Source organism: Streptomyces sp. NPDC028711 (assembly GCF_055565415.1).
Map to the genome: position 1 here is coordinate 155,211 of NZ_JBVHUJ010000003.1, position 24,392 is coordinate 179,602.

Annotated in this window: 19 protein-coding genes; 7 read left to right on the forward strand and 12 right to left on the reverse strand. The window is 74.5% G+C overall.

Features of this window, described 5'->3' with window-relative positions; genetic code table 11:
* Window positions 1-169: 169 nt before the first annotated feature.
* The gene (locus ACZ4VK_RS11880; RefSeq protein ID WP_468351100.1) at window positions 170-574 is read right to left on the reverse strand and encodes a recombinase family protein; all 405 of its coding nucleotides are present in this window, start codon (window positions 572-574) and stop codon (window positions 170-172) included.
* Between the two features lie 134 nt (window positions 575-708).
* Between ACZ4VK_RS11880 and ACZ4VK_RS11885 the strand changes: the two genes are divergently transcribed.
* Both ACZ4VK_RS11885 and ACZ4VK_RS11890 read left to right on the forward strand, forming a co-directional pair.
* Window positions 709-1,488, forward strand: coding sequence for an MBL fold metallo-hydrolase (locus ACZ4VK_RS11885; protein WP_468351102.1), 780 nt, complete (start codon window positions 709-711; stop codon window positions 1,486-1,488).
* The gene (locus ACZ4VK_RS11890) at window positions 1,485-2,159 is read left to right on the forward strand and encodes a DedA family protein (protein WP_468351103.1); all 675 of its coding nucleotides are present in this window, start codon (window positions 1,485-1,487) and stop codon (window positions 2,157-2,159) included. The genes ACZ4VK_RS11885 and ACZ4VK_RS11890 overlap by 4 nt, the downstream gene beginning before the upstream one ends.
* Here the strand turns inward: ACZ4VK_RS11890 and ACZ4VK_RS11895 are convergent.
* Both ACZ4VK_RS11895 and ACZ4VK_RS11900 read right to left on the reverse strand, forming a co-directional pair.
* The gene (locus ACZ4VK_RS11895; RefSeq protein WP_468351105.1) at window positions 2,139-3,257 is read right to left on the reverse strand and encodes an MBL fold metallo-hydrolase; all 1,119 of its coding nucleotides are present in this window, start codon (window positions 3,255-3,257) and stop codon (window positions 2,139-2,141) included. The genes ACZ4VK_RS11890 and ACZ4VK_RS11895 overlap by 21 nt on opposite strands.
* A gap of 112 nt (window positions 3,258-3,369) precedes the next feature.
* Window positions 3,370-4,602 (reverse strand): aminotransferase class I/II-fold pyridoxal phosphate-dependent enzyme, encoded by a 1,233-nt coding sequence (locus ACZ4VK_RS11900; RefSeq protein ID WP_468351107.1) that lies wholly within the window; start codon window positions 4,600-4,602, stop codon window positions 3,370-3,372.
* Between the two features lie 292 nt (window positions 4,603-4,894).
* Here ACZ4VK_RS11900 and ACZ4VK_RS11905 point away from each other — a divergent pair, with 292 nt between their 5' ends.
* On the forward strand, window positions 4,895-5,413 hold the full coding sequence (locus tag ACZ4VK_RS11905; protein ID WP_468351109.1) for a GNAT family N-acetyltransferase: 519 nt from the start codon (window positions 4,895-4,897) through the stop codon (window positions 5,411-5,413).
* 115 nt (window positions 5,414-5,528) lie between these two features.
* Complete coding sequence (locus ACZ4VK_RS11910) at window positions 5,529-6,374, forward strand: methyltransferase domain-containing protein (protein WP_468351111.1); 846 nt, start codon at window positions 5,529-5,531, stop codon at window positions 6,372-6,374.
* 41 nt (window positions 6,375-6,415) lie between these two features.
* On the opposite strand, the gene ACZ4VK_RS11915 is transcribed toward ACZ4VK_RS11910, so the two are convergent.
* The 3 genes from ACZ4VK_RS11915 to ACZ4VK_RS11925 all read right to left on the reverse strand — a co-directional run bounded on the left by ACZ4VK_RS11915 (window position 6,416) and on the right by ACZ4VK_RS11925 (window position 15,366).
* Window positions 6,416-7,705: a hypothetical protein gene (locus ACZ4VK_RS11915; protein WP_468351113.1), complete on the reverse strand. Its 1,290-nt coding sequence runs from the start codon at window positions 7,703-7,705 to the stop codon at window positions 6,416-6,418.
* A 69-nt stretch (window positions 7,706-7,774) separates the two neighbouring features.
* Entirely contained in the window at window positions 7,775-12,505 is a 4,731-nt protein-coding gene (locus ACZ4VK_RS11920) for an RICIN domain-containing protein (protein WP_468352011.1), read from the reverse strand.
* A 908-nt stretch (window positions 12,506-13,413) separates the two neighbouring features.
* Window positions 13,414-15,366, reverse strand: a complete 1,953-nt coding sequence (locus tag ACZ4VK_RS11925; protein ID WP_468351115.1) for a DUF5107 domain-containing protein — start codon at window positions 15,364-15,366, stop codon at window positions 13,414-13,416.
* 181 nt (window positions 15,367-15,547) lie between these two features.
* Here ACZ4VK_RS11925 and ACZ4VK_RS11930 point away from each other — a divergent pair, with 181 nt between their 5' ends.
* Complete coding sequence (locus ACZ4VK_RS11930) at window positions 15,548-15,880, forward strand: DUF6204 family protein (RefSeq protein WP_468352012.1); 333 nt, start codon at window positions 15,548-15,550, stop codon at window positions 15,878-15,880.
* Here the strand turns inward: ACZ4VK_RS11930 and ACZ4VK_RS11935 are convergent.
* From ACZ4VK_RS11935 to ACZ4VK_RS11945, 3 genes are all read right to left on the reverse strand, one after another.
* A complete protein-coding gene (locus ACZ4VK_RS11935; RefSeq protein WP_468351116.1) occupies window positions 15,868-16,488 on the reverse strand; it encodes a GNAT family N-acetyltransferase in 621 nt (206 codons plus the stop codon). The genes ACZ4VK_RS11930 and ACZ4VK_RS11935 overlap by 13 nt on opposite strands.
* 77 nt (window positions 16,489-16,565) lie before the next feature.
* On the reverse strand, window positions 16,566-16,913 hold the full coding sequence (locus ACZ4VK_RS11940) for a hypothetical protein (protein WP_468351118.1): 348 nt from the start codon (window positions 16,911-16,913) through the stop codon (window positions 16,566-16,568).
* A complete protein-coding gene (locus ACZ4VK_RS11945; protein ID WP_468351120.1) occupies window positions 16,910-17,161 on the reverse strand; it encodes a LapA family protein in 252 nt (83 codons plus the stop codon). The genes ACZ4VK_RS11940 and ACZ4VK_RS11945 overlap by 4 nt, the downstream gene beginning before the upstream one ends.
* 244 nt (window positions 17,162-17,405) lie before the next feature.
* Here ACZ4VK_RS11945 and ACZ4VK_RS11950 point away from each other — a divergent pair, with 244 nt between their 5' ends.
* On the forward strand, window positions 17,406-18,227 hold the full coding sequence (locus ACZ4VK_RS11950) for a GntR family transcriptional regulator (RefSeq protein WP_468351122.1): 822 nt from the start codon (window positions 17,406-17,408) through the stop codon (window positions 18,225-18,227).
* Window positions 18,228-18,316: 89 nt separating this feature from the next.
* Window positions 18,317-19,405, forward strand: a complete 1,089-nt coding sequence (locus ACZ4VK_RS11955; protein WP_468351125.1) for an adenosine deaminase — start codon at window positions 18,317-18,319, stop codon at window positions 19,403-19,405.
* 26 nt (window positions 19,406-19,431) lie between these two features.
* On the opposite strand, the gene ACZ4VK_RS11960 is transcribed toward ACZ4VK_RS11955, so the two are convergent.
* The 3 genes from ACZ4VK_RS11960 to ACZ4VK_RS11970 all read right to left on the reverse strand — a co-directional run bounded on the left by ACZ4VK_RS11960 (window position 19,432) and on the right by ACZ4VK_RS11970 (window position 24,355).
* The gene (locus ACZ4VK_RS11960) at window positions 19,432-21,216 is read right to left on the reverse strand and encodes a CocE/NonD family hydrolase (protein ID WP_468351127.1); all 1,785 of its coding nucleotides are present in this window, start codon (window positions 21,214-21,216) and stop codon (window positions 19,432-19,434) included.
* A gap of 170 nt (window positions 21,217-21,386) precedes the next feature.
* Window positions 21,387-22,358: a S66 peptidase family protein gene (locus ACZ4VK_RS11965; protein ID WP_468351129.1), complete on the reverse strand. Its 972-nt coding sequence runs from the start codon at window positions 22,356-22,358 to the stop codon at window positions 21,387-21,389.
* A complete protein-coding gene (locus ACZ4VK_RS11970; RefSeq protein ID WP_468351131.1) occupies window positions 22,355-24,355 on the reverse strand; it encodes a S9 family peptidase in 2,001 nt (666 codons plus the stop codon). The genes ACZ4VK_RS11965 and ACZ4VK_RS11970 overlap by 4 nt, the downstream gene beginning before the upstream one ends.
* Window positions 24,356-24,392 lie beyond the last annotated feature (37 nt).

Consider the following 24,392-nt stretch of genomic DNA (forward strand, 5'->3'; position numbering starts at 1 on the left):
GGGGGAAACGGGTGAGGGCGATCGGCGCGGGTGTGTCAGGTCGTGTGTCAGGTCGTACGTCAGGTCGGCAGCAGGTCGTGTGTCGGACCGGGCGCCGGGACCGCGCCGGTCGCCTTGTCAGGCCGCGTGTCGGACCGTGTTCAGGTCGTACGTCAGGTCGCGTGCGGGATCAGGAACCGTCGTACCCGGCCGTCGGCATGGAGAGCCGGCGGTGCACCCCCGCCTTGGCCGCCGCGTCGTACACCGGCTCCTCGGGACAGACCGTCTCGAGCCGCACCCCCCGCCGCGCGCACTCGGCGCGGAAGCCGGGCACGGAGGTCAACGCGCGGGCGAGGACCCGCTCGTTGGCGGCGACGAAGAGGTCGACCGCGCCCGCCTCCACGTCCGCCCACAGCGCCGCGTGGTCGGGCCGGATGCCGTAGAACAGCAACTGGCGGGCCACCACGTACCCCTTGTCGTCCGCCCAGCGGGCACACATCGCGTGCTGGCCGCGCGTGTCGACAAGGAAGGGCTCGCTGTCCAGCTCTTCGAGCGGGGTGAGGCTGGCGATCGCCGCCACCCGAACGTCGTCCATGGGCCGACCCTACTGCGGGACGGGACGGCCGAACATCCTCCGGCGCCCGCTCCGGACATTTACCCTCGTGAGGGAGGTATGGAACGGCCGCGCCCTCCTGGACGGCGGCCGGAGCCCCGAGAACGGAAGGCGGCATGCCGGTGGAGGTCACCTGGTGGGGTCACGCGACCTGCACGGTCGAGGACTCCGGGGTCCGCTTCCTCACCGATCCGCTGTTCACCCGGCGGCTCGCCCATCTGCGGCGGCGCCGCGGAGCCCTGCCGCCGCCCGGGGCCGCGGTCGCCGAGGCCGTCCTCGTCTCGCATCTGCACGCCGACCACCTGCATCTGCCCTCGCTCGCCCGGCTCGCGCCCGGGACGCTCCTCGTCGTGCCGCGCGGCGCCCCCGCCGCCGTACCGGGACTGCGCAGGCTCGACGGGAACGGACTGCGGCTGACCGAGGTGGAGCCGGGCGACACGGTGACGGTGGAGGGCGTGACGGTACGGGCCGTACCGGCGCTCCACGACGGCCGGCGGCTGCCCGTCGGACCGCATCGGGCCCCCGCGCTCGGGTACGTCGTCGAGGGCGAGGCGCGCACGTACTTCGCCGGGGACACCGGGCTCTTCGACGGGATGGCGGAGGCGGTGGGGCCGGTGGACGTGGCGCTGCTGCCGGTCGGCGGCTGGGGACCGTACCTCGGGCACGGCCACCTCGACGCGGGCCGGGCCGCCGAGGCGCTCGCCGCGCTGTCACCGGCGGCGGCGGTGCCGGTGCACTACGGCACGTACTGGCCGATCGGGCTCGACGGTGTCCGTCCGCACGAGTTCCACGCGCCGGGAGACGAGTTCGTACGCCATGCGGCACGGCTCGCGCCGAAGGTGGCGGTGCATCTCCTCGGCCACGGCGAACGGGTGCGGCCGGAGGTCGCGCGGTGACCGACGGGTTCGCCCGGATCGCGGCCGCGCTGCGGGAGCTCCCGCCCGAGTCGACCCAGCAGGCGGTCGGCTATCCCTCCCTGTTCCTGCTTGTGGCGCTCGGCGCGCTGGTGCCGGTCGTGCCGACGGGTGCGATCGTCAGCTCGGCGGCGGTGGTGGCCTTCCACCAGACCTCGCCGCTCGCCCTGCTCTTCGTCTTCCTGGTGGCGGCCTTCGCCGCGTGTCTCGGCGACGCCGCGCTCTACTGGCTCGGGCAGCGCGGGGTCCGTTCCCGCAACGGCTCGCGGTGGCTCGCCACGCTGCGGGCCCGGGCGACCCCCGAGCGGCTCGCCCACGCGCAGGAGCGGCTCGACAGCCATCAGGTGTCGGTCCTCGTGCTGTCCCGGCTCGTGCCGGCGGGGCGGATCCCGGTGATGCTCGCGTGCCTGCTCTCGGAGATGCCGCTGCGGCGCTTCGTGCGGGGGGACATCGCGGCCTGCCTGGCGTGGGCGGCGACGTACCAGCTGATCGGCATCCTGGGCGGTTCGCTCTTCCCCGAGCCGTGGCAGGGGGTCGTCGCCGCGGTGGTCCTCACCGTGCTGATCAGCACGGTCCCGGCGCTGTGGCGGCGGGTCCGGGGGACGCCCCGCGCGACACCTTCCGAGCCGGGGTCAGGGCATGAGCACCCGTGAGCCGCCGACCGGCAGGTCCCACAGGTCCTCACGGGGCAGCCCGGCCTTCTCCCAGGCGGTCCTGACCCGATGGAGGGGTTCGAGGACGGGCTCGGAGGACAGGACGAACGTGGCCCAGTGCATCGGCGCCATCCGTCGCGCCCCCAGGTCCTGGTGGGCGCGGACCGCCTCCTCCGGGTCCGTGTGGACGTCGCTGAGCCACCAGCGCGGGTCGTAGGCCCCGATGGGGAGCAGCGCCAGGTCGATGCCGGGGTACCGGCGGCCGATCTCGGCGAACCAGTGGCCGTAACCGGTGTCCCCCGCGAAGTGGACCCGGCGCCCGGCCCGGTCGGTCAGCACCCAGCCGCCCCACAGCGAACGGCAGGTGTCGAGGAGGGTGCGCTTGGACCAGTGGTGGGCGGGGACGAAGTCGAAGCGGACGCCGTCGAGTTCGGCCGCCTCCCACCAGTCGAGCTCGGTCACCCGGCTGAAGCGGCGGCGGGCGAACCAGCGGCCGAGGCCGGCCGGGACGAAGACCGGGGTGTGACGGGGCAGCCGTTTCAGGGTGGGGGCGTCGAGGTGGTCGAAGTGGTTGTGGCTGATGACGACGGCGTCGACGGGCGGCAGGTCCTCCCAGCGGACCCCGACCGGGGTGAGCCGGGCGGGCGTGCCGAAGATGCGGCGGGACCAGACGGGGTCGGTGAGGACGGTGAGCCCGCCGAGCCGCAGCACCCAACTGGCGTGTCCTGCCCAGGTGACGGCGAGGGTGTCGGGCCCCGCGTGCGGCAGCGGGCCCGGTTCGAAGGGCAGCAGGGGGGTGTCACGGAGGGCCTCGGGGCGGGGGCGCAGGGCCCCCTCGCGGGCGAGCCGGGCGAGGGCCCCGAGCCCGGGGAGGGGGGCGGTGAGCCGGTCGGCGAAGGTGCGCGGCCAGTCCGACCGCAGCCGCCCGACCGGCTGGAGCGCGGACAGGGGCGGGGATGGCGGCGCGGAAGCGGGCCCTGAGGGCGGCGCGGAAGCGGGTGCCGAAGGCGGCGGCGCGGAAGCCGGCTCGGGGGTGGTCGCGGAAGCCGTGGCCTGGGGCTGTGCGGCGCGCGCGGGCGGTGCCGTCCGTTCGGTCATCTGCGGACTCCGTTCTGCGCGGGTCGGACGGGGCGTGCGGGGCGTGCGGCTCTTACAGGGCGTGCGGGGTGTACGGGGTGTACCACCCGTGCGGCTCGTGCGGCTCGTGCGGTCATCGGAGTTCCTCCAGAGCTCCTCCGAACTCCGCGAGCGCACGGGCCACATGAGGACGTTCCACGGGGTCCGGGGACTCCAGCGTCTCGACTCTCTCCTCCTCCGTGCTTCCCAGGAACATGCCCGTGTCGAACCTGACGCGCAGCGCGCCGAGTTCGTCGCCGAAGCGGTGGCCGCCGGTCACCGGGGCGCCGAGCCGTTCGGTGAGATGGCTCTCCAGCTCCAGGGAGTCGGTGACGCCCCGGGCGGCGAGACCGGCCCGCAGCGGTCCGAGGTCGGCGTAGAGGTGCCGGCCGGCCTGTGGGGGCCGGGCGAGGGCTCCGGCGGCGAGGACGGCGTGGTGCGCGGCCGTGGCGAGGCGGCCGTGGACGGAGGCCGCGAGCCGGGCCCGTCCGGTGACGTCCTCGGGTTCGTCGAGGGCGTGCGCGGCGGCGGGGGCGACGGGGCCGGGGACGACGGCCCCGAGGGCGGTGAGCACGTCGAGGACGCGTGCCCTGCGGTCGGTCCAGCGGTCGGCCCGTGACGGGTCGGTGGGCGGGAAGCGGGCGACGGCGCAGGGCCAGGCGGCCGGGGTGAGGGCGCCGCCGAGGTCGCTGACGACGGTCACGTCGTCCGGGCACATCTCGGCGGGGCTGAGGAACACGGTGTCGCCCGGCTGGTGGAGGGTGTCGCGCCAGGTCTCGTCGCTGACGACGTGCAGGCCCTCGGCGACGGCGGCCTCGCAGGCCTCGCGGACGAGTTCGGGCGGGGCGACGGTGCCGGTGGGGTCGTCGGCGACGGAGAGCAGCAGGAGGCGGGGGGTGCCGCCCTCGGCGCGGACCCGGCGGACCGTCTCCAGGAGGGCGTACGGGTCGGGGACGCCGCCGCACTCGGCGGGGGTCGGCACGTGGTAGGCGGGGCGGCCGAGGAGGCGGGCCTGCGGGGTCCAGCGGGCGGGGCAGGGCCGGGGCAGCAGCAGGTCGCCGCCGTGGGCGGCGATCAGGGCGAGCAGGAGGGCGGGGGCGCCGGGTGCGGCCACCACGTCCTGGGGGTGGGTGCGCAGGCCGCGGCGCCACCAGTAGCCGGCGGCCGCCTCGCGCAGGATGGGGCCGCCGCCGGGCGGTTCGGGGGCGGTCCGTCCGGCGGCGGCGGCGAGGAGTCCGGCGAGCCCGGGCAGGACGGGGAGGCCGGTGTCGGGGTCGGGAGGGCCGTACCGCACCGGGCCACGGCCGTCCGGAGCCGTCTGCCGCATGTCCCGTACCTCCTGAGCGCACGGGGGCGCCGGGCACGGCACCCCCGTGCCCTTTATACGAAGGTTCGGGCGTTTCCGCCGCTCCAGGCGTCGGTTCAGGCGACGGGCGGGACGGCGACGGTGACCGGGTCTCGTGGGGGCCGCGGCCGTTCGCGGCGCGGGCGGTCAGGGCCGTACGGGTGACGCTCCCGGAGGCTTCGTCGGGGCGGACGGTCGTGGCCGCCGCACCACGCGGGCCCCGGGGGACGAGATCTCGGAGGCGTCGGGGGCGCTCGCCGGCCGACAATGCGGGATGTCGATACGTGAAGCGCTTCCCGGGGACGCGGCGGCCGTCGCCGCCGTGCACGTGCTGTCCTGGCGGGCCGCCTACCGCGGCCTCCTCCCCGACGCCCACCTGGACGCCCTGGACGTGGTGGAGCGCACCGCCGTGTGGCGGGCCCGGCTGACGGCTCCGGACCGGCCCTCGGTCCTGGTCTCGACGGGCTCCGACGGGCGGGTGCTCGCCTTCTCCTGTTTCCGGGCCTGGTCGGGTGAGGGGCTGGATCCCGCCACCACGGGCGAGCTCGCCGCCCTCTACGCGCTGCCGGAGGCCTGGGGCGCGGGCAGGGGGCGGGCGCTCCTCTCCGCGTCCACGGACGCGCTCGCGGCGGCCGGGTTCCGTACGGCGGCGCTGTGGGTGTTCGCGGGGAACGCGCGGGGGCGCCGGTTCTACGAGGCGGCGGGCTGGCGGCCGGACGGCGAGGTCGTACGGGAGGAGACGGGTGGCCTCGTCCTGGACGAAATCCGGTACCGGCGGGACCTGTTCGACTGACGGTCAGTCTGGCCAGATAACCCGCGCGGTTATCCACATAGCAAGACGCGGGTCTCATCATGCGACATGCATGCGTACGGTGGTGACACGCACCCACAGCGAGGGAGTCGCTTCCATGACGCACGCCTCAGCCCCGTCCGCGCACGACGCGGCCCAGGAGACCGCCGTCTACACCCACGGCCACCACGAGTCGGTCCTGCGCTCGCACAGCTGGCGGACCGCCGCCAACTCGGCGGCCTATCTGCTGCCCGCGCTGCGCGCCGGCCTCGACGTCCTGGACGTCGGCTGCGGGCCCGGCACCATCACCGCCGACCTGGCCGCCCGGGTCGCGCCCGGCCGGGTGACCGCGGTCGACGCGGCCGCCGGCGTGCTGGCGAACGCCCGTGCCGTGGCGGCCGAACGCGGCCTGGACAACGTCGAGTTCGGCGTCGCCGACGTCCACGCCCTGGACTTCCCCGACGACTCCTTCGACGTCGTCCACGCCCACCAGGTGCTCCAGCACGTCGGCGACCCCGTCCAGGCGCTGCGCGAGATGCGGCGGGTGTGCCGGCCGGGCGGTGTCGTCGCGGCCCGCGACAGCGACTACGGGGCCTTCACCTGGTTCCCCGAACGGCCCGCCCTCGACGGGTGGCTGGATCTGTACCACCGCGTCGCCCGCGCCAACGGCGGCGAGCCGGACGCGGGACGACGTCTGCTCTCCTGGGCCCGGCGGGCCGGCTTCACCGACATCACGACGACGGCCGCCTCCTGGTGCTTCGCCACCGCCGATGAGCGGTCCTGGTGGAGCGGCCTGTGGGCGGACCGTACGACCGACTCCGCCTACGCGGACCTGGCCGTCTCCGGCGGCCACGCGACCGCCGCCGAGCTGGCGTCGATCGCGGACGCCTGGCGGGAGTGGGGCACGCGGGAGGACGCCTGGTTCATGGTCCCGCACGGCGAGATCCTGTGCCGGGTGTCCTGACGGGTCTCCCGAAGGACCCCATGGGCGGCTCGACGTCCCGGCTATGACGCGTCGGCGGGCAGCGCGTCGTCGAGGTGGTCCGCGGCGAACCCGAACCGCGCGGCGAGCTCCCGGTAGCGGTCGCGCCGGTCGCCCGTGACGGGGACGTCGTACGTGAAGAGGATCTGGAGGAGGAAGCGGAAGCCGAGGTCCGGGTCGACCGCCGTGACCACGTCCTCCAGGACCCGCGCCACGCCCCGTAGCTCCGCCGCGCCGGCACGGACCGCCTCGCGCACCTCCCGCAGCACCGGCTCCGTCAGATCGGTCCTGGCGGGCGACAGGAAGGGCGCGTAGGCGGGGTCGACCTCGTCCAGGTGGGCGTGGCACACCTGGACGACCTGCTCCAGCCAGGCACACGGGTCGGCGTCGAACTCGTCCTCGTCGACCGCCTGCGGGCGCCTGGAGGCGGTCCGCCAGAGCAGACCGACCGCTTCCGCGGACAGGGCGGAGTCGAGGAGTCGCCACGCGTCGTCGAGGAGCACCGCGGCGGACGTGCCCGGAGCCCGTCCCGGGCCGTCGTCGGCGACCCGCTGGATGTGCTCCCGCACCGTGCCCAGGTGGTGCCATTCGGTTCCGCGCAGAACGGCGGCGAGCATCGGCAGCCCGAAGCGGCCGGACGCGAAGTCGCGGCGGCCCGGATCGAGGGGCGCCCAGCGCACGGTCAGTTCCTCGTGGACGGCGGCCCGTGGGTATGCCAGCAGGTCGCCGATGGCAAGCAGCCGGTCGTACGCGTCGGCCTCGACCGGCACGGAGTACGCCTTGAGCGCCCTCAGGAACAGCCGGAACCCGAGGTCGGCGTCCGCCTCGCGCACGACCCGGAGCAGTGCCGTGACGATGCCCGGGACGGCGACGGCACGTTCGAGCCGGGCCGCGGCCGACTCGATCTCCGCCGCCACGGCCGTCCGCAGCTCCGGCTCCGGCACCACCGGCCGCGCCTCGTCCAGGGACTTCGCCTCGTACGGATCGCGCTCCGGTGCGCGCGGCGGGCACAGCTCCGCGACCCGTTCCAGCCAGGCCCGGGTGTCCGTGCCCTCCTCGGCCGGGTCGAAGCAGCGCCGGACGGCCGCGAGCCACACGGTGTGGATCACGTCGTCCGGCAGTGAGGAGTCGAGGAGGAGGCGTACGTCCCCGCCGAGCTGATGGTCGTCGTCGTCCGCCTCCGCCCCGGCCAGGGCGAGCACCACCGGTTCGTCGAGGCGGAGCGTCGTACGGGCGCACAGCGTGCCCGCGAGGCCGCTGAGCCCGAAGTCGCCCGCGTAGTCGTAGTAGTACACCTCGCGCGTGCGCGCCATTCACGTACCTCCCGTGCGGAACGGGCACCCCCCGGCGCGAGGGGTGCCCGTTCCATGGTCGTCGCTGGACTAGCTGGGGAGCGGGTACGACGTGAAGACGACGTACTTCTTCAGGTGCTGCCCCTCCCCCCTCACCTTCGGCGTGAAGCGCAGCACGACCTTGACCTTGTTGCTCGCGGCGGCAGGGGCGTTCTCGTCGCCGCCCCTGCGCCACACGCTGCCGAGCGAGCTCTGACCGCCGATCTCCCAGTCGAAGTCGAAGCAGTCCCTCTTGCAGTCGAAGAGGCGGCTCGGATTCTGGCCGTGGAGCCGGGCCATCTTGGTCGTCCAGTCCGACAGCCTGTCGGCGTTGCCGGGGACCTGCATCCACTCGCGCATCGCACGGTCGACGGAAGCAGCGGCGGTCGCCTGGTTGGTCCACCTGCCCGCGATGCCGTCCCGTTCGGCCTTGGCCTGCATCTGGGCGTTGTTCTTCCTGACGTGCTCACCCAGCGTGTGCGCCTGCAGGAGGCCCTCGTCGGCGACGATGTCGGTGCAGTTGTGGACCAGTACGTCACGTGCCCGCTCGCCCTCGGGCCGGACGTAGAAGGTGTGCGGTCCGTCGACCGTGAGGTCGAAGACCGTGCGCGGCGCGAGCCCGGAGCGGTCCCGCAGGGCCGTCACGGTCTGCTCCGTGCCCTCCGGGGTGCGCAGCCGGTCACCGACGCGGAGGTCGGCGACGGTGGTCCAGCCGCGGCCGAGGACGAGGAAGCGGTGTCCGGCGGTGCTGGTGAGCTGTCCACCGGCCACCGAGACGTCCACCAGGCGTTCGGTGTCGTGGCGGTAGGTGTCGGTCACGTCCTCGGCCCGGAGGCCTCCGGTGCGGGTGTCGGTGGCGAGGACCCGGTCGCCGACGCGGACGTCGCGGATCGGGCGGTGCGAGCCGTCCGCCATGAGGACCCTGGTGCCGCCGGGGAAGCTGTTCCGCTCGCAGGCGACGAACACGTCCTCGTAGACGTTGACCTGGTTCTCGATCCGGGCGAGGGTCGCCGGGTCCACGTCCAGGGCCTTGAGCGCGTTGAACGCGTCGCGGACCCCGGTGCCGGTCTTCAGGGCGGCGTCGAGGGCGCGGATCGCCTCGGCGACCTTGCCGAACGCCTTGCCCGGGATGAAGTTGCTCGCGGCCCAGGCGCAGCCACTGACGCTGCCGTGCCAGCAGTCGACGAAGTCCTGGACCAGGACTTCCTTGAGGACCTGGTAGACGAGGGTCTGCTTGGCGAGGTCCCACTTGCTGAAGTACTGGGTGACCTCCTTCTTCAGACCGGTGAACGGCTGGGTGTCGAGGTGCTGGGTGTCCGTGGCCGGGCAGCCGGACTCGGTGGCCGGCACGTCCGGGTTGGTGCACAGGTAGAAGTCGACCTTGACGTCGAAGGTCACCGTGAACGTGACGGTGCAGCCCTCGAAGCCGATTTCGAGGACGCAGGGCTCGTTCGGCTTGGCGTCGGTGACGGTCATGCTGTCCTCGTCGACGACGAAGAACGTGCCCCCGATCCCGCCCGTGCCCGCGCCGTCCTTGATCTGCTGGTTGGCCTGCTTGCGGGCCGCGGACTCCGCGGCCTCCTGGGCCTCCTTGGCGTACTTCAGGGCGTCCTTGGCCGCCTCCTCCGCCTCGGTCGCGGCGGTGGCGGCGCGGTCGGCCGCCGCCCGCGCGTCCTTGGCGGACTGCTCGGCGCGGCTGGCCGCCGCGCGGGCGCCCTCGGCGTCGAGCGCGGCCTGGTCGGCGGAGTCCCGGGCGGCGCGGGCGTGGCCCTCGGCCCGTCCGGCGGCCCTGTCGGCGGCGGCGGCGTCCTCGGCGGCCTTCCGGCCGTAGTCGACGGTCCGCGCCAGGGAAGCCGCGGCCTTCGACGCGGCGGTCGCCGCGTCGGCGGCGTAGCCGAGGGCCTCCTTGGCGTAGCCGCGGGCCTCCGCCGCGTATCCGGCGGCGTTGGCGGCGTGGACGTACGCCTGCTTGGCGTCGCCCGTGGCCGCGTCCGCGAGGGCCTTGGCGACGGCGGCCTCGGCCTTCGCGTTGTCGGCGTGGGCCTGCGCGACGGCCTTCTGCTGTTCGGCGATCGTCTTCGACGCCTGGCCCGTGAGCACCACGAGACCCGCGGTGGCGTCGGTGGTGACGTAGGGGGAGCCGAGCTGGATCGCGTCGTTCGCGGGCTTGGCGACCTGCGCGGCGGCGGCGCCGGCGTCGGCGGCGGCCTGCGCGGTGACGTAGGCGAAGCCGGCGGCCTTCGCCGCGGTGGCCCGCGCGGTGGCGGCTTCCACTGCGGCCGCGTCCGCGTGGCCCTTGGCCTCCTTCGCCCTCGCGTCCGCCTCGTCGGCGAGCCGCACCGCGATCTTCGCCTCGGCGGCGGCGTGCTCGCTCGCGGCGATGGCGTCGGCCGCGGCGCTGGTCGCGGTCCGTACCGCCGCGTCGGCCCTCAGCTTCGCCGCCTGTGCGTCGTCGGCGTGCGCGCGGGACCGCTTGGCCGCGGCCTCGGCGCGGGTGGCGGCGGCGTCCGCCTCCGCCGCGGCCTGGGTGGCCAGGTCGGCCTCGCCGCGTGCCCTGCCCGCCGCGGCCTCCGCGTCGTCGGCGTGACCCCAGGCGGCGTCGGCCGCCTCGCGGGACTCCTTGGCGTTGGCGTCGGACTCGTGGGCCTGGGCGAAGGCCTCCTTCGCGGCGGCCCTGGCGGCGGCGACATCGGCCCGCTGCTCGGCCTCCCAGGCGTCGTCGCGCCTGGCCTTGGCGTTGTCGCGGGCCTTCACCGCGGCGTTCTTCTTCTCGACGGCGGTGGCCTCGGAGGACTCGGCCGCCTTCTTGGCGTTCTCGGCCTTGGTGGCCTCCGCCTCGGCGTTCTTCTTGTGCTGGGCGGCCTCGCCCTGCTTGGCGGCGGCGGTGTCCTTCTCCGCCTTCGCCGTGGACTCCTCGGCCTCGGCGGCGAGACGCTTGGCGTGCGCCTCGGCTGCCGCGGCCTTGGCGTCGCCCTCGGCCTTCAGGGCGACGGCGAGCTTCGCCTCCGCCGTCTCCTTGTCCTTCTTGGCGTTGTCGCGGTGCGCCTTGGCGCCTTCGGCCGCTGCCTTCGCCTGCAGCTCAGCCGTCCGAGCGGCCTCCTTGCGGAACTCCGCCTTCGACTGGGCGGCCTGGGTGAGGGCGCGCTGCGCGATCGTCGCGCTGTCCGCGGCCGCCGCCCGGGTGGCGGCCTCCGCGGTCTCGCCGGCCTTGACCATCGCGTCGAGCGCGGCGGCGACACCCTTGGTGACCTGGGCCTTCTGCAGGCCCACGAGGAGTCCTCGGCCGCGCGGCGCGCCGTTCCTGTCGGCGATGGCGTAGGCGGCCTGGATCGCCGCCTCGGATGCGGCGGCGGCCGCCTTCGCGGCGGCGGCCTTCTGCCTGAGGACGGCGAGCTGCGCCTTGGCGCCCGCCTTGGCGTCGGCGACGCCCTTGGTCGCCTGGTCGAAGTGGGCCTTGGGCTGTACGTCGCCGGTCTGGCCGGAGGGCTTGATGGTGAGCTGCTGCGGGCCGGTGCCGGTGCACGTGGCGAGGAGCGCGTCCTTGCCGAGGTCGTACGTCGGGAAGTTGAGGCACTTGCCCGAGGCGACGTGCTTCAGCGCCGTGGTGGCGCGGGGCGTGTAGGCCCAGGTCTGCGCCGGGGAGCTGTCGCACGTACGGATCTGGATCTTCGTGCCGTTCGCGGTGCCGTTCCCGGCGACCTCCAGGCACTTGAAGGACTTGACGTTACGGAGGTGCAGGCCGAGGTCGTCGCCCTCCATCCGCCAGCCCTGCGCGGTGGAGCCGTTGCAGGTGTAGACCTGGACGGGGGTGCCGTCGGCGGTGCCGCCGCTCTGGACGTCGAGGCACTTGCCCTTCGCCGCGGTCAGCTCGACGGTGGACACGGCGTCGCCGATCCGGCCGACGCCTCCCGGTGACCAGAAGTCCTGCCAGCGGGCGAGGTGGTCGGCGACCCACGAGTGGCCCAGCATCTGGCCCAGGGCCTCGGCGCCGGCGGCGAGCGCCCTGGTGGCGTCGTCACCCGCGTTCACGACCTGGTTGCGCTGGACGGCCTGGGAGGCGATCTCCTGCTGCCACTCGGCGGCGGCCGTCGCGGTGACGTCACCGAGGACCTTGTTCGGGTCGATCGGGTCGCGCCAGGCGCAGGTCGAGAACCGGGTCTTCAGGTCCTCGACGGCGATGCGGTACTCCGCGGTGCCGGGCGTGGGGGCGGTGCGGGCGAAGCCGCCGGACGCGAGGAAGAGCCGGGCGTTGTCGGCGCCCGTGGGCTCGAAGGTGGCGTCCCTCAGCCACTTGAAGCCCTCGTTCTCGGCGACGTCCCGGGCCCAGTTGGTGCTGGTCGTCGAGTCGGGGTCCTTGCCGTAGAGGGGGGTGCCGAGGTCGATGACGGCCTTGCGGGTCTTCTCGTCGGCCCGGGGCGTGGTGTCCTCGTAGAAGTCGCCCTCGCTCTTCCAGAACCGGTCGGCGATCCACCCGGTGAGACCGGTCTGGGACTGGAAGTCCTCGCCGTCTCTGGTCCCGGGGGGCCAGTGGAAGGTGGCGTCGTTGATGCCGGCCGGGGTCGTCAGGCCGGCCAGGGGCTTCTTCCAGGTCTCGCGGAGGGCGAGGAGGGCCGCCAGCTGCTTGTCGGCGGCGTCCTGGTCCTTGGTGTACGCCGTGGAGAGCGGGGTGGTCTCCCAGTACTTGCGGTTGGCCGCGGCGTGGAGGCCCTCGGCCGGCTGGTCGAGCCCGTTCCGCGCGACGGCCGCCATGGCGGGGCCGCCGAGCCGCAGCACCTCGGCCATCAGGCACTGGTCCTGCCGCAGCTCTTCGGCCGCCGTCTCCTCGTACCAGTCGTAGGAGTTGCCGACCGGTTCGATCCGGTCGAGGGGGCCGGGCTGGACGGCGGGGCCGCCGATGACGGCCAGGGCGACGATGGCGGTGAGGGCGGGGGTGAGGAAGGCGGATCTGTTCGATCCCGGTCTGAACAACCCTGGTCTGCGACGCAACGGGGTGTCCCTTTCTCCGTTGGGGGGTGGCACCGGCGGGCCGGAGGGCCGTGGAAGAGAAGGGGGAACGCTGGGGTTCGGGGCGGCCGTCAGGGCCGCGCGGGCATGGCGCGGACCGGCCAGGAGCGCGCGGGCGGCGCGTATGAAGGCATGACGGAACGACCCCTCCCCCGTGTCGGCGACGGTGTTCCCCCGGCCGCCGAAATGACGTGCGTACGCGGTGGATTGGTCAGGATCCTCCGCACGCGGCGCTCACCTTAGGCACAAGGCGCGCGAACGGGACAAGGGAAGACCTGGGGCAAGTGACGCAGCTCACGGTCAGGAGCGGGCTTTTCGGGCAGGGCTCAGAGGAAGGGGTGTACGCCGAGACAGTCCGGGTCCTGGAAAGGGCAGTTCGGGTGCGGTGTGCGGTCCGGTTCGGGGGGGGCGGGGGCGGCTCCCGGAGGGCCGGCGCCGGTGGCAGCACGAAGGTGTCGCAGCCGCAGGCGGCGCAGGAGCCCGAGAAGCGGGGCTCGCCGTGCCGGAAACGCGGATGCCCGCACCGGCACTCCTGTGTCGCCCAGGCCGCCATCTCCGGACCCCCCGTCCCGCCACGGTCTCCGCGCCTCCAGGGTAGGGCCTGTCTTCCGGATCAGACCGGGCTCGCGGGGCCTCATCCGGAAGACAGGCCCTGGCGCCGGCGCCTCCTCCCCCGCCGCCCGTCGTCAGCTCGGACGCATCCGGAACTCGTAGGCGTCCGGGAGGGGTTCGTCGGTGAGCCGGGACCAGATCTCGCCCAGGATCTCGGCGCCCTCGCGCAGGTCGGCGACCTCGAAGCCGGTGTCGAAGACCGCGCGGGCCTCGTCCTTCCTGCCCTCGGCGAGCAGCAGCCGCGCTTCGAGCAGCCGGAAGGCGCCGCTCCGCCGGGCCCGCTCCGGCAGCCGGCCCCAGAGGGCCCTGGCGTCGTCGGGCCGGCCGGCGCCCAGGAGGGCCTCGACCGCCTCGCGCCCGAGTGCGACGGTGAGCGTCCCGGGGGTCTCGCCCCGGCCCGTGTGGTCGGCGAAGGCCTCCGCGAAGCGTTCGGCGGCCCGGTCGGGGTGACCGTCCTCCCGGTCGGCGACGGCCAGGCAGTACAGCAGCGGCCAGCGCACGCCGGCCTCCTTCAGTCCCCGCTCCCAGCTCCGTACCGCCTGGGCGCGGTCACCGGCGTGCCATTGGGCGACGCCGAGGTGGTACTCGGTGGACGGATCGGCGGGCGCGGTCTCCAGCATGTCCCGCCAGGGCGGGGCGACGAGCGGCGCGCCCGGCACGGAGCCGTTCGGCGGGGGCGGCAGGACGCCGGTGCGGAGCAGCTCCCGCCACGGCTCCTGCTCGGGGCCGAGCGTCGACGCGGGGAAGGGCGTGCCCGGCAGGTCAAGGCCTCCGCGCAGGACTTCGAGGGCTCCCCAGCCGGAGCCGACGGCGAGGACCTCCTCCGGCGCGGAGTCGGCCGCGCCCTCCCGCCAGGCCCGGTAGGCCGTGTCGACGGCGCTGCGGGGCAGGGCTCCGGCGAGGCTCCGTTCGACGTCGGCGCGGGCGGCCGTCCAGTCGTCGCCGAGCGCCGCCGCGCGGTCGGTGGCGAGCGGGCCGTACGCCTCCAGCCAGCTGAACTCCGCGCCGCCCGCGAGTTCCAGGTGCTCCAGCTGGGTGCGGGCGAGTCCGGCCTGGATCTCGGCGTAGCCCGGGGTGCCGGGTTCCGTCAGCCATTCCTGCCAGCGGCGTCCGCCCCGCCCGGTGCCCCACAGGAAGAGCTTGCGGCCGCGCAGCCGGTCGGTGGACGTCTGGACGAGCCCGCTGCCGTCCGTGTCGAGGGCGGCGATCCAGCGGCGCTGCCCGTCGGGCAGGTCGTAGAAGAAGTCGGCGGCGTGGGTGCCGTTCAGGGGGTACGAGCGGTCGGTGCCGTCCTCCGCGACGGGGACGGGGACCCGGCGCAGACCGCGCTCGTAGCCGTGCTGCCAGGCCGCGTCGGCGGGCGCGAGCACGCGGCGGTGCTCGGGGACGGCGATGTTGGACCACCAGTAGACGGGGGCGGTCCGCTCGTGGGGGTTACGGATCCGGACCCCGACGTACAGGAAGTCGGAGCCGTCCGGGAGCCACAGGTCGACCTGGAACGGGAGGTCGCGCAGCCGCTCCCACTCCCAGAGGCGGAGCATCGGTCCGCCGTCGGGCGCGCGGACGGTCGCCGCGTGGAGGGGCGAGCAGGACAGGGTGGTGTGGCCGGTGGCGCCGATGTTCCACTCGACGCCGCCGGAGAACCAGGCGCCGTTGAGCGCGAACGCGGCGGGCTGGAACACCGGGTTGCGGTAGAGGAGTTCGCGTCCCGTGGGCTTGTGGTGCAGGGAGTGGATCCGGCCGCCGAGGCCGGGCAGGACGGTCACCCGCAGCCGGTCGTTCTCGATCACGATCGTGTCGAGGTCCGTGGGGGTGCGCTCGCGGCCGTAGCCGTCGCGCACCGGCGCGGGCAGCAGGCTGCGCAGGGGTGCCCGCCCGATGCCCCGGGCCATGTCGCGCGGGAGTTCCGCGAGGGTCCGGGCGTCGACGGCGTGGGCGCCGACAGGGGTCTTCAGCGCGGGAAGAGGGTTGTCCGGGCCCAACGGGGCCGCGGGCAGCGTCAGTACGGCACGTCGAACGGTCGTCATCGCCCCATGGAACACTCCGGGGGCCGTCCTGACCAGGGGCTCTCCACGAGGGGCGCGTGGGGGGCGCGGCGTCGGGGCCGTCCGGATATTCCCGGCGGCGCGGGCCGCCCCGCCCTAGTGTGGACGGTCGGCGCGCCGCCAGGGCGGCCGGGGGAACGACGGCATGGGGAGTACGAAGAACATGGGCACGCAGCACACCTACCGGGTCATCGTGCGCGGCACGTTCGACGGTCTGTCGGAGGAGAGCCGGTCCCGGCTGCTCGCCGAGGTGGACGCGCACGGGCTGACGGCGATGCAGTTCACGGAGGAGGGCTCGCTGGCCTACGACCGGACGCTGAAGCACTTCTCGTACCGTCTGGTCGTCGTCTCCGACGCCGAGGACGGCGAGGAGATGGCGGGCGCGCTCGCGGAGGACCGGGTGGAGACCGCGCTCCGGGAGCTCGGCCACGGGTACGGGGCGCTGCGGTCGACCGTGACCGACCTCGACACCATGAAGATCAACTACAAGCGCTGAGGACGAGGGCCGGGGCCCGGCTCCGGCTCCGGCTCCGGCTCCGGCTCCGGCTCCGGCTCCGGCTCCGGCTCCGGGGCGGTGATCGCCCAGCGTTCGTGGTCCCGCCAGGCCCCGTCGATGAACAGCATCGCCGGCGAGAACCCTTCCAGGCGGAAGCCGGCGCGGCGGACCAGCGCGCGGGACGCGAGGTTGCCCGGCTGGATGTTCGCCTCCAGACGGTGCAGCTCCAGCGGCCCGAAGGCGTACGCCGTCAGCAGTCCGAGGGCTTCGGTGAGCAGACCGCGCCCGGCTGCGTGCGCGAAGGCGCCGTATCCGAGGGCCCCGCTGCGGAAGGCGCCCCGGACGATGTTGTTGATGTTGACGAATCCGGCGATCCCGCCGCCCGCGCCGCGCTCGCACACCAGGAATCCGGCGCGCGCCGGGTCCTCGATGAGGGCGCCGGCGTAGGTCCGGTACGCCTCCGCCGTGCACGGCGGGAAGAGCCAGGGCCGGTGGAGCTCCCGGCTCTCGCGGGCGCGGGCGGTGAACTCCGCGGCGTCACCGGGGGTGAAGGCGCGCAGGCCCACGCGGGGCCCGGCGGTGAGGTACGGGCCGAGGTCGTCGGACATGCGGCCAGGCTATGCCGGACGGAGGGGCGGGTCATGGCCAGGCCGTCAGCGGCGGCCTGTCGACACCCCCGCGGGCCTCAGCGGCGGGCCGTCCGTACCCGGGGCGGGCAGGTCTCGCCCTTCCGTACGACGCCGATCATGACGGTGGTGCGGCGGTCCAGGTCCGTGCCCGCCGCCGGGTACTGCGTGCACACCTGCCACCGTGGCGGCCAGAGGATCCGCCGGTCCCGTCCGCTCACGTCGTGGACGTCGATCCGGGTCCGGCGGTCCAGACGGGTGAAGACCTGCCAGAGGCCCCGGCCGAGGAAGTCCGGCACCGGGTGCGTCCCGGCGACGCCGGGTGCGGCCGTCTCCTCGGTCGAGCTGACGGCGAAGGCGGCGAGCGCGAGGACGGCGCCCGCGCCCACGACGGCGCGCCGCCTCACTTCCGCCTCCGCGCGGCGACGTAGAAGCCGCAGGCCGCGCCGAGGATCGCGGTCGCGAGGAGGGCCAGATAGAGCGGCATGATGACTTCGGGGACCAGGAGCCGGATCTTGACCTCGCGGGTGTTCTGGAAGATGAAGACCAGGGTGATGATCGCGAGCGCCGCCATCCCGACGCGGCCCGGAGTGAGGGATTCGGTGAACCGGGCCCTGCCCCGGCCCGGTGTCCGTGACGTCTCCTTGGGACTCATGCCCGCCCTCTCCTCCGTCGTGCCGTCGGTCGTACCCGGCCACCGCCGTGGGACCAGAATGGGGGGAGCGGGGCGGCACCGTGACGGCGAGGAGAGCCGTACGGGTGACTTGTCAGACAACGTGGGCCGACTACCGTGGTGCCGGACACCGGCGGAGACGGTATTCCGGAGGCCGGCGGAGACGGCGCCGGAGACCGGCCCGGACGTGGTCCTGACACCGGTGGGAACGAGACGAGGAGCGGCCGTGACGGTCAGCGGACAGCGGCGGCGACCGGTCGTGGCCCTCTACGAGCGGATCGCGGACGCCGTTCACGACGGCACGTACCCGCCGGGCTCGACGCTCCCCTCCGAGCCCAAGCTCGCCGCGGAGCTGGGCGTGAGCCGGCCCGCCCTGCGCGAGGCGCTGCTGCTGCTCCAGGAGGACGGTCTGCTCTCCGTACGGCGCGGGGTCGGCAGGACCGTCAACGACCGCCCGCCGCGTCGCGGCTTCGAGCACGTCCAGCCGCTGGAGGAGCTGATCGGCGTGGGGGCACCGCTGCGCGTGCGGGCACTGCTCCGGACGGTCGAGGAGCCCACCGACTTCACCACCCAGCATCTGCTCGCGCCGGCCCGCGCCGAGCTGCGGTTCTGGGAGTCCGTGCTGACCGGGGAAGGTACGGCGGCCGCCCTCAGCCACGAGTGGGCGGCGGCCGACGAGCTGCTCGACCGGGTGCACCCCGAGTTCGCACGGGCCCTGCGGGCGACGGACGGGGACACCCCTGCGGAGGCGGACACCTCGGCGCGGGAGGACACTCCGGCGCGCGCCGGGGGCGCCGGGCGGCGCGGACCGGCGGCCTCCATGCTCTCCGTCCTCGTCGGGGCCTCGCGCGAGACGGCTCTGAGCGCGCACAGCGGGATCACGGCGACGCTGCTCGGTCGGCGGCGCGGGGAGCAGCTGGGACGCCCCGCGGACACCCCCGCGGTGCTGGTCACCCAGGTCGTGCGGGTCGGCGAGGTCCCCGTCCTCGCGGCCAAGCACATGCTCCCGACGGGCACCCCCGCCCTGCCGGTGCTCCAGTCCTTCTGACCACCGCCCGGGCCGCCGACCACCCCCTTCGGGACCCGTGCGAGGGCCATCACAGCGCGGCACTGCCGCGTCGCGTACACTTCCCCGCCATGCACTTGTCTGACAACTCCGCCACGCCTGCCGCCGCCACCGTCTCCGAGTGGATCCGCCGGGCCCCCAAGGCCGTCCTCCACGACCACCTCGACGGCGGGCTGCGCCCCGCGACCATCGTCGAGCTGGCGCGGGAGTGCGGCTACACCGCGCTGCCGACCGAGGACCCGGCCGCGCTCGCGGTCTGGTTCCGGGACGCCGCCGACTCCGGTTCGCTGGAGCGCTACCTGGAGACCTTCGCCCACACCTGCGCGGTCATGCAGACCCGCGAGGCGCTTCACCGCATCGCGGCCGAGTGCGCCGAGGACCTGGCGGCGGACGGCGTCGTCTACGCGGAGATCCGTTACGCCCCCGAGCAGCACCTCCAGGGCGGGCTGAGCCTCGACGAGGTCGTGGAGGCGGTCAACGACGGTTTCCGTGAGGGCGAGCGCCGCTCCGGCGGCCGCATCACGGTCCGTACCCTCCTCACCGGCATGCGCCACACCGACCGCTCCCTCGAGATAGCGCGGCTCACGGTCGCGCACCGGGACAACGGCGTGGCGGGCTTCGACATCGCGGGCGGCGAGATCGGCAACCCGCCGGCCCGTCACCTCCCCGCCTTCCAGCACCTGAAGCGGGAGAACTGCCACTTCACGATCCACGCGGGCGAGGCGGTCGGCGCCGAGTCGATCCACGAGGCCGTGCAGGTCTGCGGCACCGAACGGATCGGCCACGGCGTGCGGATCACGGACGACATCGCCGAGGACGGCACGCTCGGCCGGCTGGCCTCGTACGTCCGGGACAACCGCATCGCCCTGGAGGTCTGCCCGACCTCCAACCTCCAGACGGGCGCGGCGAAGGACTACGCCTCGCACCCGATCGACGAGCTGCGCCGGCTCGGCTTCCGGATCACGCTCAACACGGACAACCGGCTGGTCTCCGGCACCACCATGAGCGAGGAGTTCCAGCACATGGTGGACGCCTTCGGATACGGCCCCGAGGTCTTCGAGGAGTTCACGGTCGCCGCCCTCGAGGCCGCCTTCCTGCCGCTGCCGGAGCGGCGGCGGCTGATCGACGAGGTGATCCGCCCGGGGTACGCGGCGCTCTGACCGCGACCGGGGGCGGGTCGTGTCGGCTACCCCACCCGCCCCCGCACCAGGGGCAGTTCGAGCGTTCCCGTGTCCTCGGGGGCGCTGACGACGGTGACCGGCTTGATGCCCCGGTTGCCGGAGTACGCCGTGTCGCTCGCCGCGATCACCAGCTCAAGGCGGTGACCGGTCTTGTAGCGGTGGACGACGGCGGGCAGTTCGACGGTGAACGGGCGGGTGACGTCCGGCACCCGCACCGGCGCGACGAGCCGGTTGACCAGGCTCTTGGTGCCGTCGGGCGCGATGTCGTAGAGCTTGGCGAAGAGCACGAGCTTGTCGGCGTCGTCACCGGAGCCCTGGACCCGCTCGGTCGCGGGCGAGACCACCTTCAGGGTGGCCCTCGGCGCGCCGACCAGGTCGACGGGGGCGTCGAGCGGGGCGCTGGTCCAGCCGAGGTAGGTGCCCGGGGTGTCGTACGGCCGCGGGTCGGGCAGCCCGATCGTCCCGGCGAGCGAGGACTCCGAGTGGCTCGTCGGCACCAGCCAGTTGCTGTACCGGCGGGAGCCCTCGGCGACCTTCGTACGGTTGTCGACGAGCTTGCCGTCGCCGGAGAGGTACAGCCGCTGGCTGAGCGCCGGGACCCGGTCCGCCGTGCCGTATCCGCTCTGCCAGTCGCGGTACCAGGCGACAGCCGGGCCGGTGTCCGCGGTGGGGTTCTTCCGCAGGTGGCGGTCGAACCAGCCGAGGACGCGCTGTCCGACGTAACTGCCCTCCAGGTTGCCCTGGCCGAGGTCGAGTTCGCCGGGCTTCTGCCCGCCGCTGTGGCCCCAGGACTGCCAGATCATCCGGGTGTCGACACCGCGCTCGCGCAGCCGGTCGTAGGTGGCCCGCGCCTCGTTGAGGTTGAAGAGGGTGTCGGCCTGGCCCTGGACGATGAGCGTGGGGGCGGTGATCCGGTCCACGTACGACACGGGGGAGACGCTCCGGGCGTAGGCGAGCATCTTCTCGGTCTCGGCCTTCGGGTAGCGGCCGGAGTTGAGGAGCCGCACCGTGTCGCAGGCGTCGGTGACGAAGTGCAGACAGCCGAGCGAGTTGATCCGGCTGGGGTCGAGGGAGGGGACGAGCAGCGGCTGCCCCTCGCCCATCAGGTAGAAACCGTTGGCCCACTGCCATTTGAAGACGCCGGGAGTGGCGCGGTCCGCGGCGTTCGGGGCGAGGGAGTACGCGAGGTCGTTCCAGGTGATGAGGGGGACGAGGGCGTCGATCCGCTGGTCGACGGAGGCGGCGGCGAGCTGCACGGCGCCGCCGTAGGAGCCGCCGATCATGCCGACGCGCGGGTCTCCGGCGCCGTCTCGGGTGACGAAGTCGGCGCGGGTGCCGTCGTCCGCGGCGAGGCCGCCGGCGAGGAAGTCGACGAGCCGGGAGGCGGCGCGGCCGTCGGTCTCCGGGTCGTCGAGGGAGATCAGGCAGCCGGACTTCCCGAAGCCGAGGCCCGAGTAGACGAGGCCGACGTAGCCGCGCGCGGCGAAGGCCCTGCCGATGGCGTCGGTGGAGCCGTCGCTCTTGCTGCCGCCGAAGCCGTTGGTGGCGAGCACGGCGGGAGCGGGGTGCGCGGCGTCCACGCCCGTCGGCCGGTAGAGGTCGGCGTCGACGGCACAACTCCGGCCGCCCGCCTGGACGGTGAACCGGAGCGGGGTGACGGTGTACGTGCCGGTGCCGCTCTCCGTCTCCGCTCCGCTCGCGGGCGCGGCGAGAGCGAGGGGGGCGGCGAGCGCGGCCGCACCGGCCACGAGCGCGAGCGTCTTGCGGGATCGGGGCACGGCACGGGACACAGAGACCTCCACGCTGAGGACGACGCCGAAGGACCGGGTACCTACCGACTGGTAGGTACCCGGGCAGCGCCCATGCTGTGACACGTGTCAAAGCCCGTCAACGCTCCTGACGAAGGTTGTTGACGGAGATTCGGTGAAGGCCGCGCGCGGAGGGCCGCCCCGCGCACGGCTCAGCGCAGGGCCGGCATGTCGAGGGTGAGCGTGCCCTCGTCCGCGTCAAGCGTCCCGGGCACACCGAGCGGCATCGTCAGGGCCGTGGCGCCGTGCCCGAAGCCCATCTCCTCCACGACGGGCACGCCGAGCCCGCCGAGCCGGTCGGCGAGCACCGCCCGCACCTCCTCGTACGGGCCGCACTCCTCCCAGGAGCCGAGGCCGATGCCGGCGACCCCGTCGAACCAACCGGCGCGCAGGAGTTGGGTGAGGACCCGGTCGAGCCGGTACGGCTCCTCCCCCACGTCCTCCAGGAGCAGCAGCCCGCCGTGCGCGGAGGGCCGGCCGTGCGGGGTGCCCAGGTCGGCGGCGAGGAGGCTGACGCAGCCGCCGAGGGTCACCCCCCGGGCCCGCCCCGGCACCAGGGCCCGCGCCGTCTCCAGACCGAGGGTCCTCACCGACTCGGGCTCGAACAGGGTCGCCCGCAGGGACTCCTGGGTGCGCGGGTCCGTGAGGAAGGTGCCGGCGGCCACCATCGGACCGTGCAGGGTGGCGAATCCGGCCCGGACGGCGAAGGCCTCGTGCAGCGCGGTCACGTCGCTGTAGCCGACGAACGCCTTGGGCCCGGCGTCCCTGATCGCCCTCCAGTCGACGAGGTCGGTCATGCGCTGCGCCCCGAACCCCCCGCGCGCGCAGATGACGGCGGAGACCGAGGGATCGCACCAGGCCTCCGTGAGGTCCCGGGCCCGCGCCCGGTCGGCGCCCGCGAGATGTCCGAGGGTGGGATGGGTTTCGAGGACGTGCGGGGCGACCACGGGGTCCAGGTCCCAGCCGCGCAGGACGTCGAGCCCCGCCCGCAGACGCTCCTCCGGGACGGGCCCGCAGGGAGCGACGACGGCGACCCGCGCCCCGGGCCCGAGCCGCTCGGGCCGGGTGAGCTGCCCGACGTACGGCCCGGCCCCGCCCGACCGACTGCCGGATGGCGCCGTCATGTCCGGTACTCCAGGCTGGGCACGTCCGTACGCTCCACGCCGAACACCCGGGCGTACAGAGCGAGTTCCGCCTCCAGTGCGCGCACCAGGGTGTCGGCCCGGCGGAAACCGTGGCCCTCGCCCTCGAAGGCGAGGTAGGCGTGCGGGACGCCCCGGCCCGCCGTGGCCGCGAGGAACCGCTCGGCCTGCGCGGGCGGGCAGATGACGTCGTCGAGCCCCTGGAGCAGCAGGAAGGGGGTCGTGACGCGGTCGACGTGCTCGATCGGCGAGCGCTCCTTGTACCGGGCGGGCACCTCGTCGAGGGGGCCGATGAGGCCGTACAGGTACTGGGACTCGAAGTCGTGGGTCTCGTCGGTCGCCCAGCCCCGCAGGTCGAGGATGGGGTAGATGATCGTGCCGCAGGCGTACACGTCGGTGGCGACGAGGGAGGCGGCGGTCGTCCAGCCCCCGGCGCTGCCGCCGCGCACGGCGAGGCGGGCCGGGTCGGCGGCCCCTTCGGCGGCGAGCGCCTCGGCGACGGCGGCGCAGTCCTCGACGTCGACGACGCCCCACTGCTCGCGCAGCCGCTCCCGGTACGCGCGGCCGTAGCCCGTCGAACCGCCGTAGTTGACCTCGGCGACACCGATGCCCCGCGAGGTGAAGTAGGTGATCTCAAGATCGAGGACGAGCGGCGCGTGTCCGGTGGGGCCGCCGTGCGCCCAGATGACGTACGGCGGCCGTTCGCCCTCGGGCCCGGTGAAGGCGGGGTGGTGGGGCGGGTAGATCTGCGCGTGGATGTCCCGGCCGCCGGGTCCTGTGAAGGTGCGGACCTGCGGCTCGGGGTGGTAGGCGGGATCGACGGCGTCGGTGTGGGCGGCGCCGACCACCCGGGTGCGGCCGGTGCGGGTGTCGAGCTCGACGAGTTCGTACGAGGTGTGCGGTCCCGCGGCCACGCCGACCACACGGGTGCCGTGGGCGGCGAGCGTCGAGGCCCACTCGGTCCAGGGCCCCGCGGCGTCGACGAGTGCGCCGCGCTCGGGGTCGAGGATGCCGAGGGCGGTGCTCCCCTTCCCGTGGACGACGGCGATGAGCCCGTCCTCCAGGGGGGTGAACCAGTTCAGTCCGATCTTCCAGAGAGGTCCGCCGAACTCCTCGGCCCGGGGGCAGAGCGCGAGCGGTTCTCCCACCCCGCCGTCCGCGTCGACCTCCGCCCGGAAGAGGTTCCACCAGCCGGTGCGGTCGCTCACGAGGAGCAGCCGTCCCGCCGCGTCCCAGTCGACCTGCGGGATCGAATCGGCGGGTCCGCCCGCGACGGTCCTCGCGTCCTGGAAGGTGCCGTCGGGGGCGAGCTCGGCGAGCATGACCTCGGTGCCGTCCCAGGGCATCCGGGGGTGGTCCCAGGCGATCCAGGCCACCCGCCGCCCGTCCGGGGAGAGCCGGGGTCCGGTCACGAACCGGTGGCGCCCGTCGGAGAGTTCGCGTACGGCCGTGCGGTCCTCGGCCGCCGATCCGTCCAGGGGCACGGCGGCGAGCACCCGGCGCACATCGGTCGGCGCGGGTCCGGTGAACTCCTCGAGGACACACCACACCTCGCCCCGGTCGAGGTGGACCACGGGGTCCGCCCAGCGCAGGCCGCCGCCGACGTCCGAGACGGGGGTGAGGGGCCGGGGCCCGGCGCCGGGGCCGGAGTCGGGCTCGTACGCGTAGAGGCGCTGGTCCGGGAAGTGGCCGAACACGACGAGCGGTCCGCCCTCCGGACGCCCGGCCGCCGCCCAGGGCCGGCCGCCGTACTCGATGACCCGGCTGCGGACGTTCCACGGGGCGGGCAGCACGCTCTCCTCGCTGCCGTCGGCGCGCCGCCTGACGAGGGCGCGCCTGCCGCCCTCGGCGGGGCGGGGCGCGGTCCACCACAGTTCGTCGCCGACGGCGCCGAGGTATTCGGGCCGCCCGTCGTGCGCTGCGGCGAGCGCCGCGTCGACGGGTGACGGCCAGCTGCCGTAGGCGGCCGTGCTCTTCATACGACTTCCCCCAGTCACGGTGCCGCGCGCAGACGCC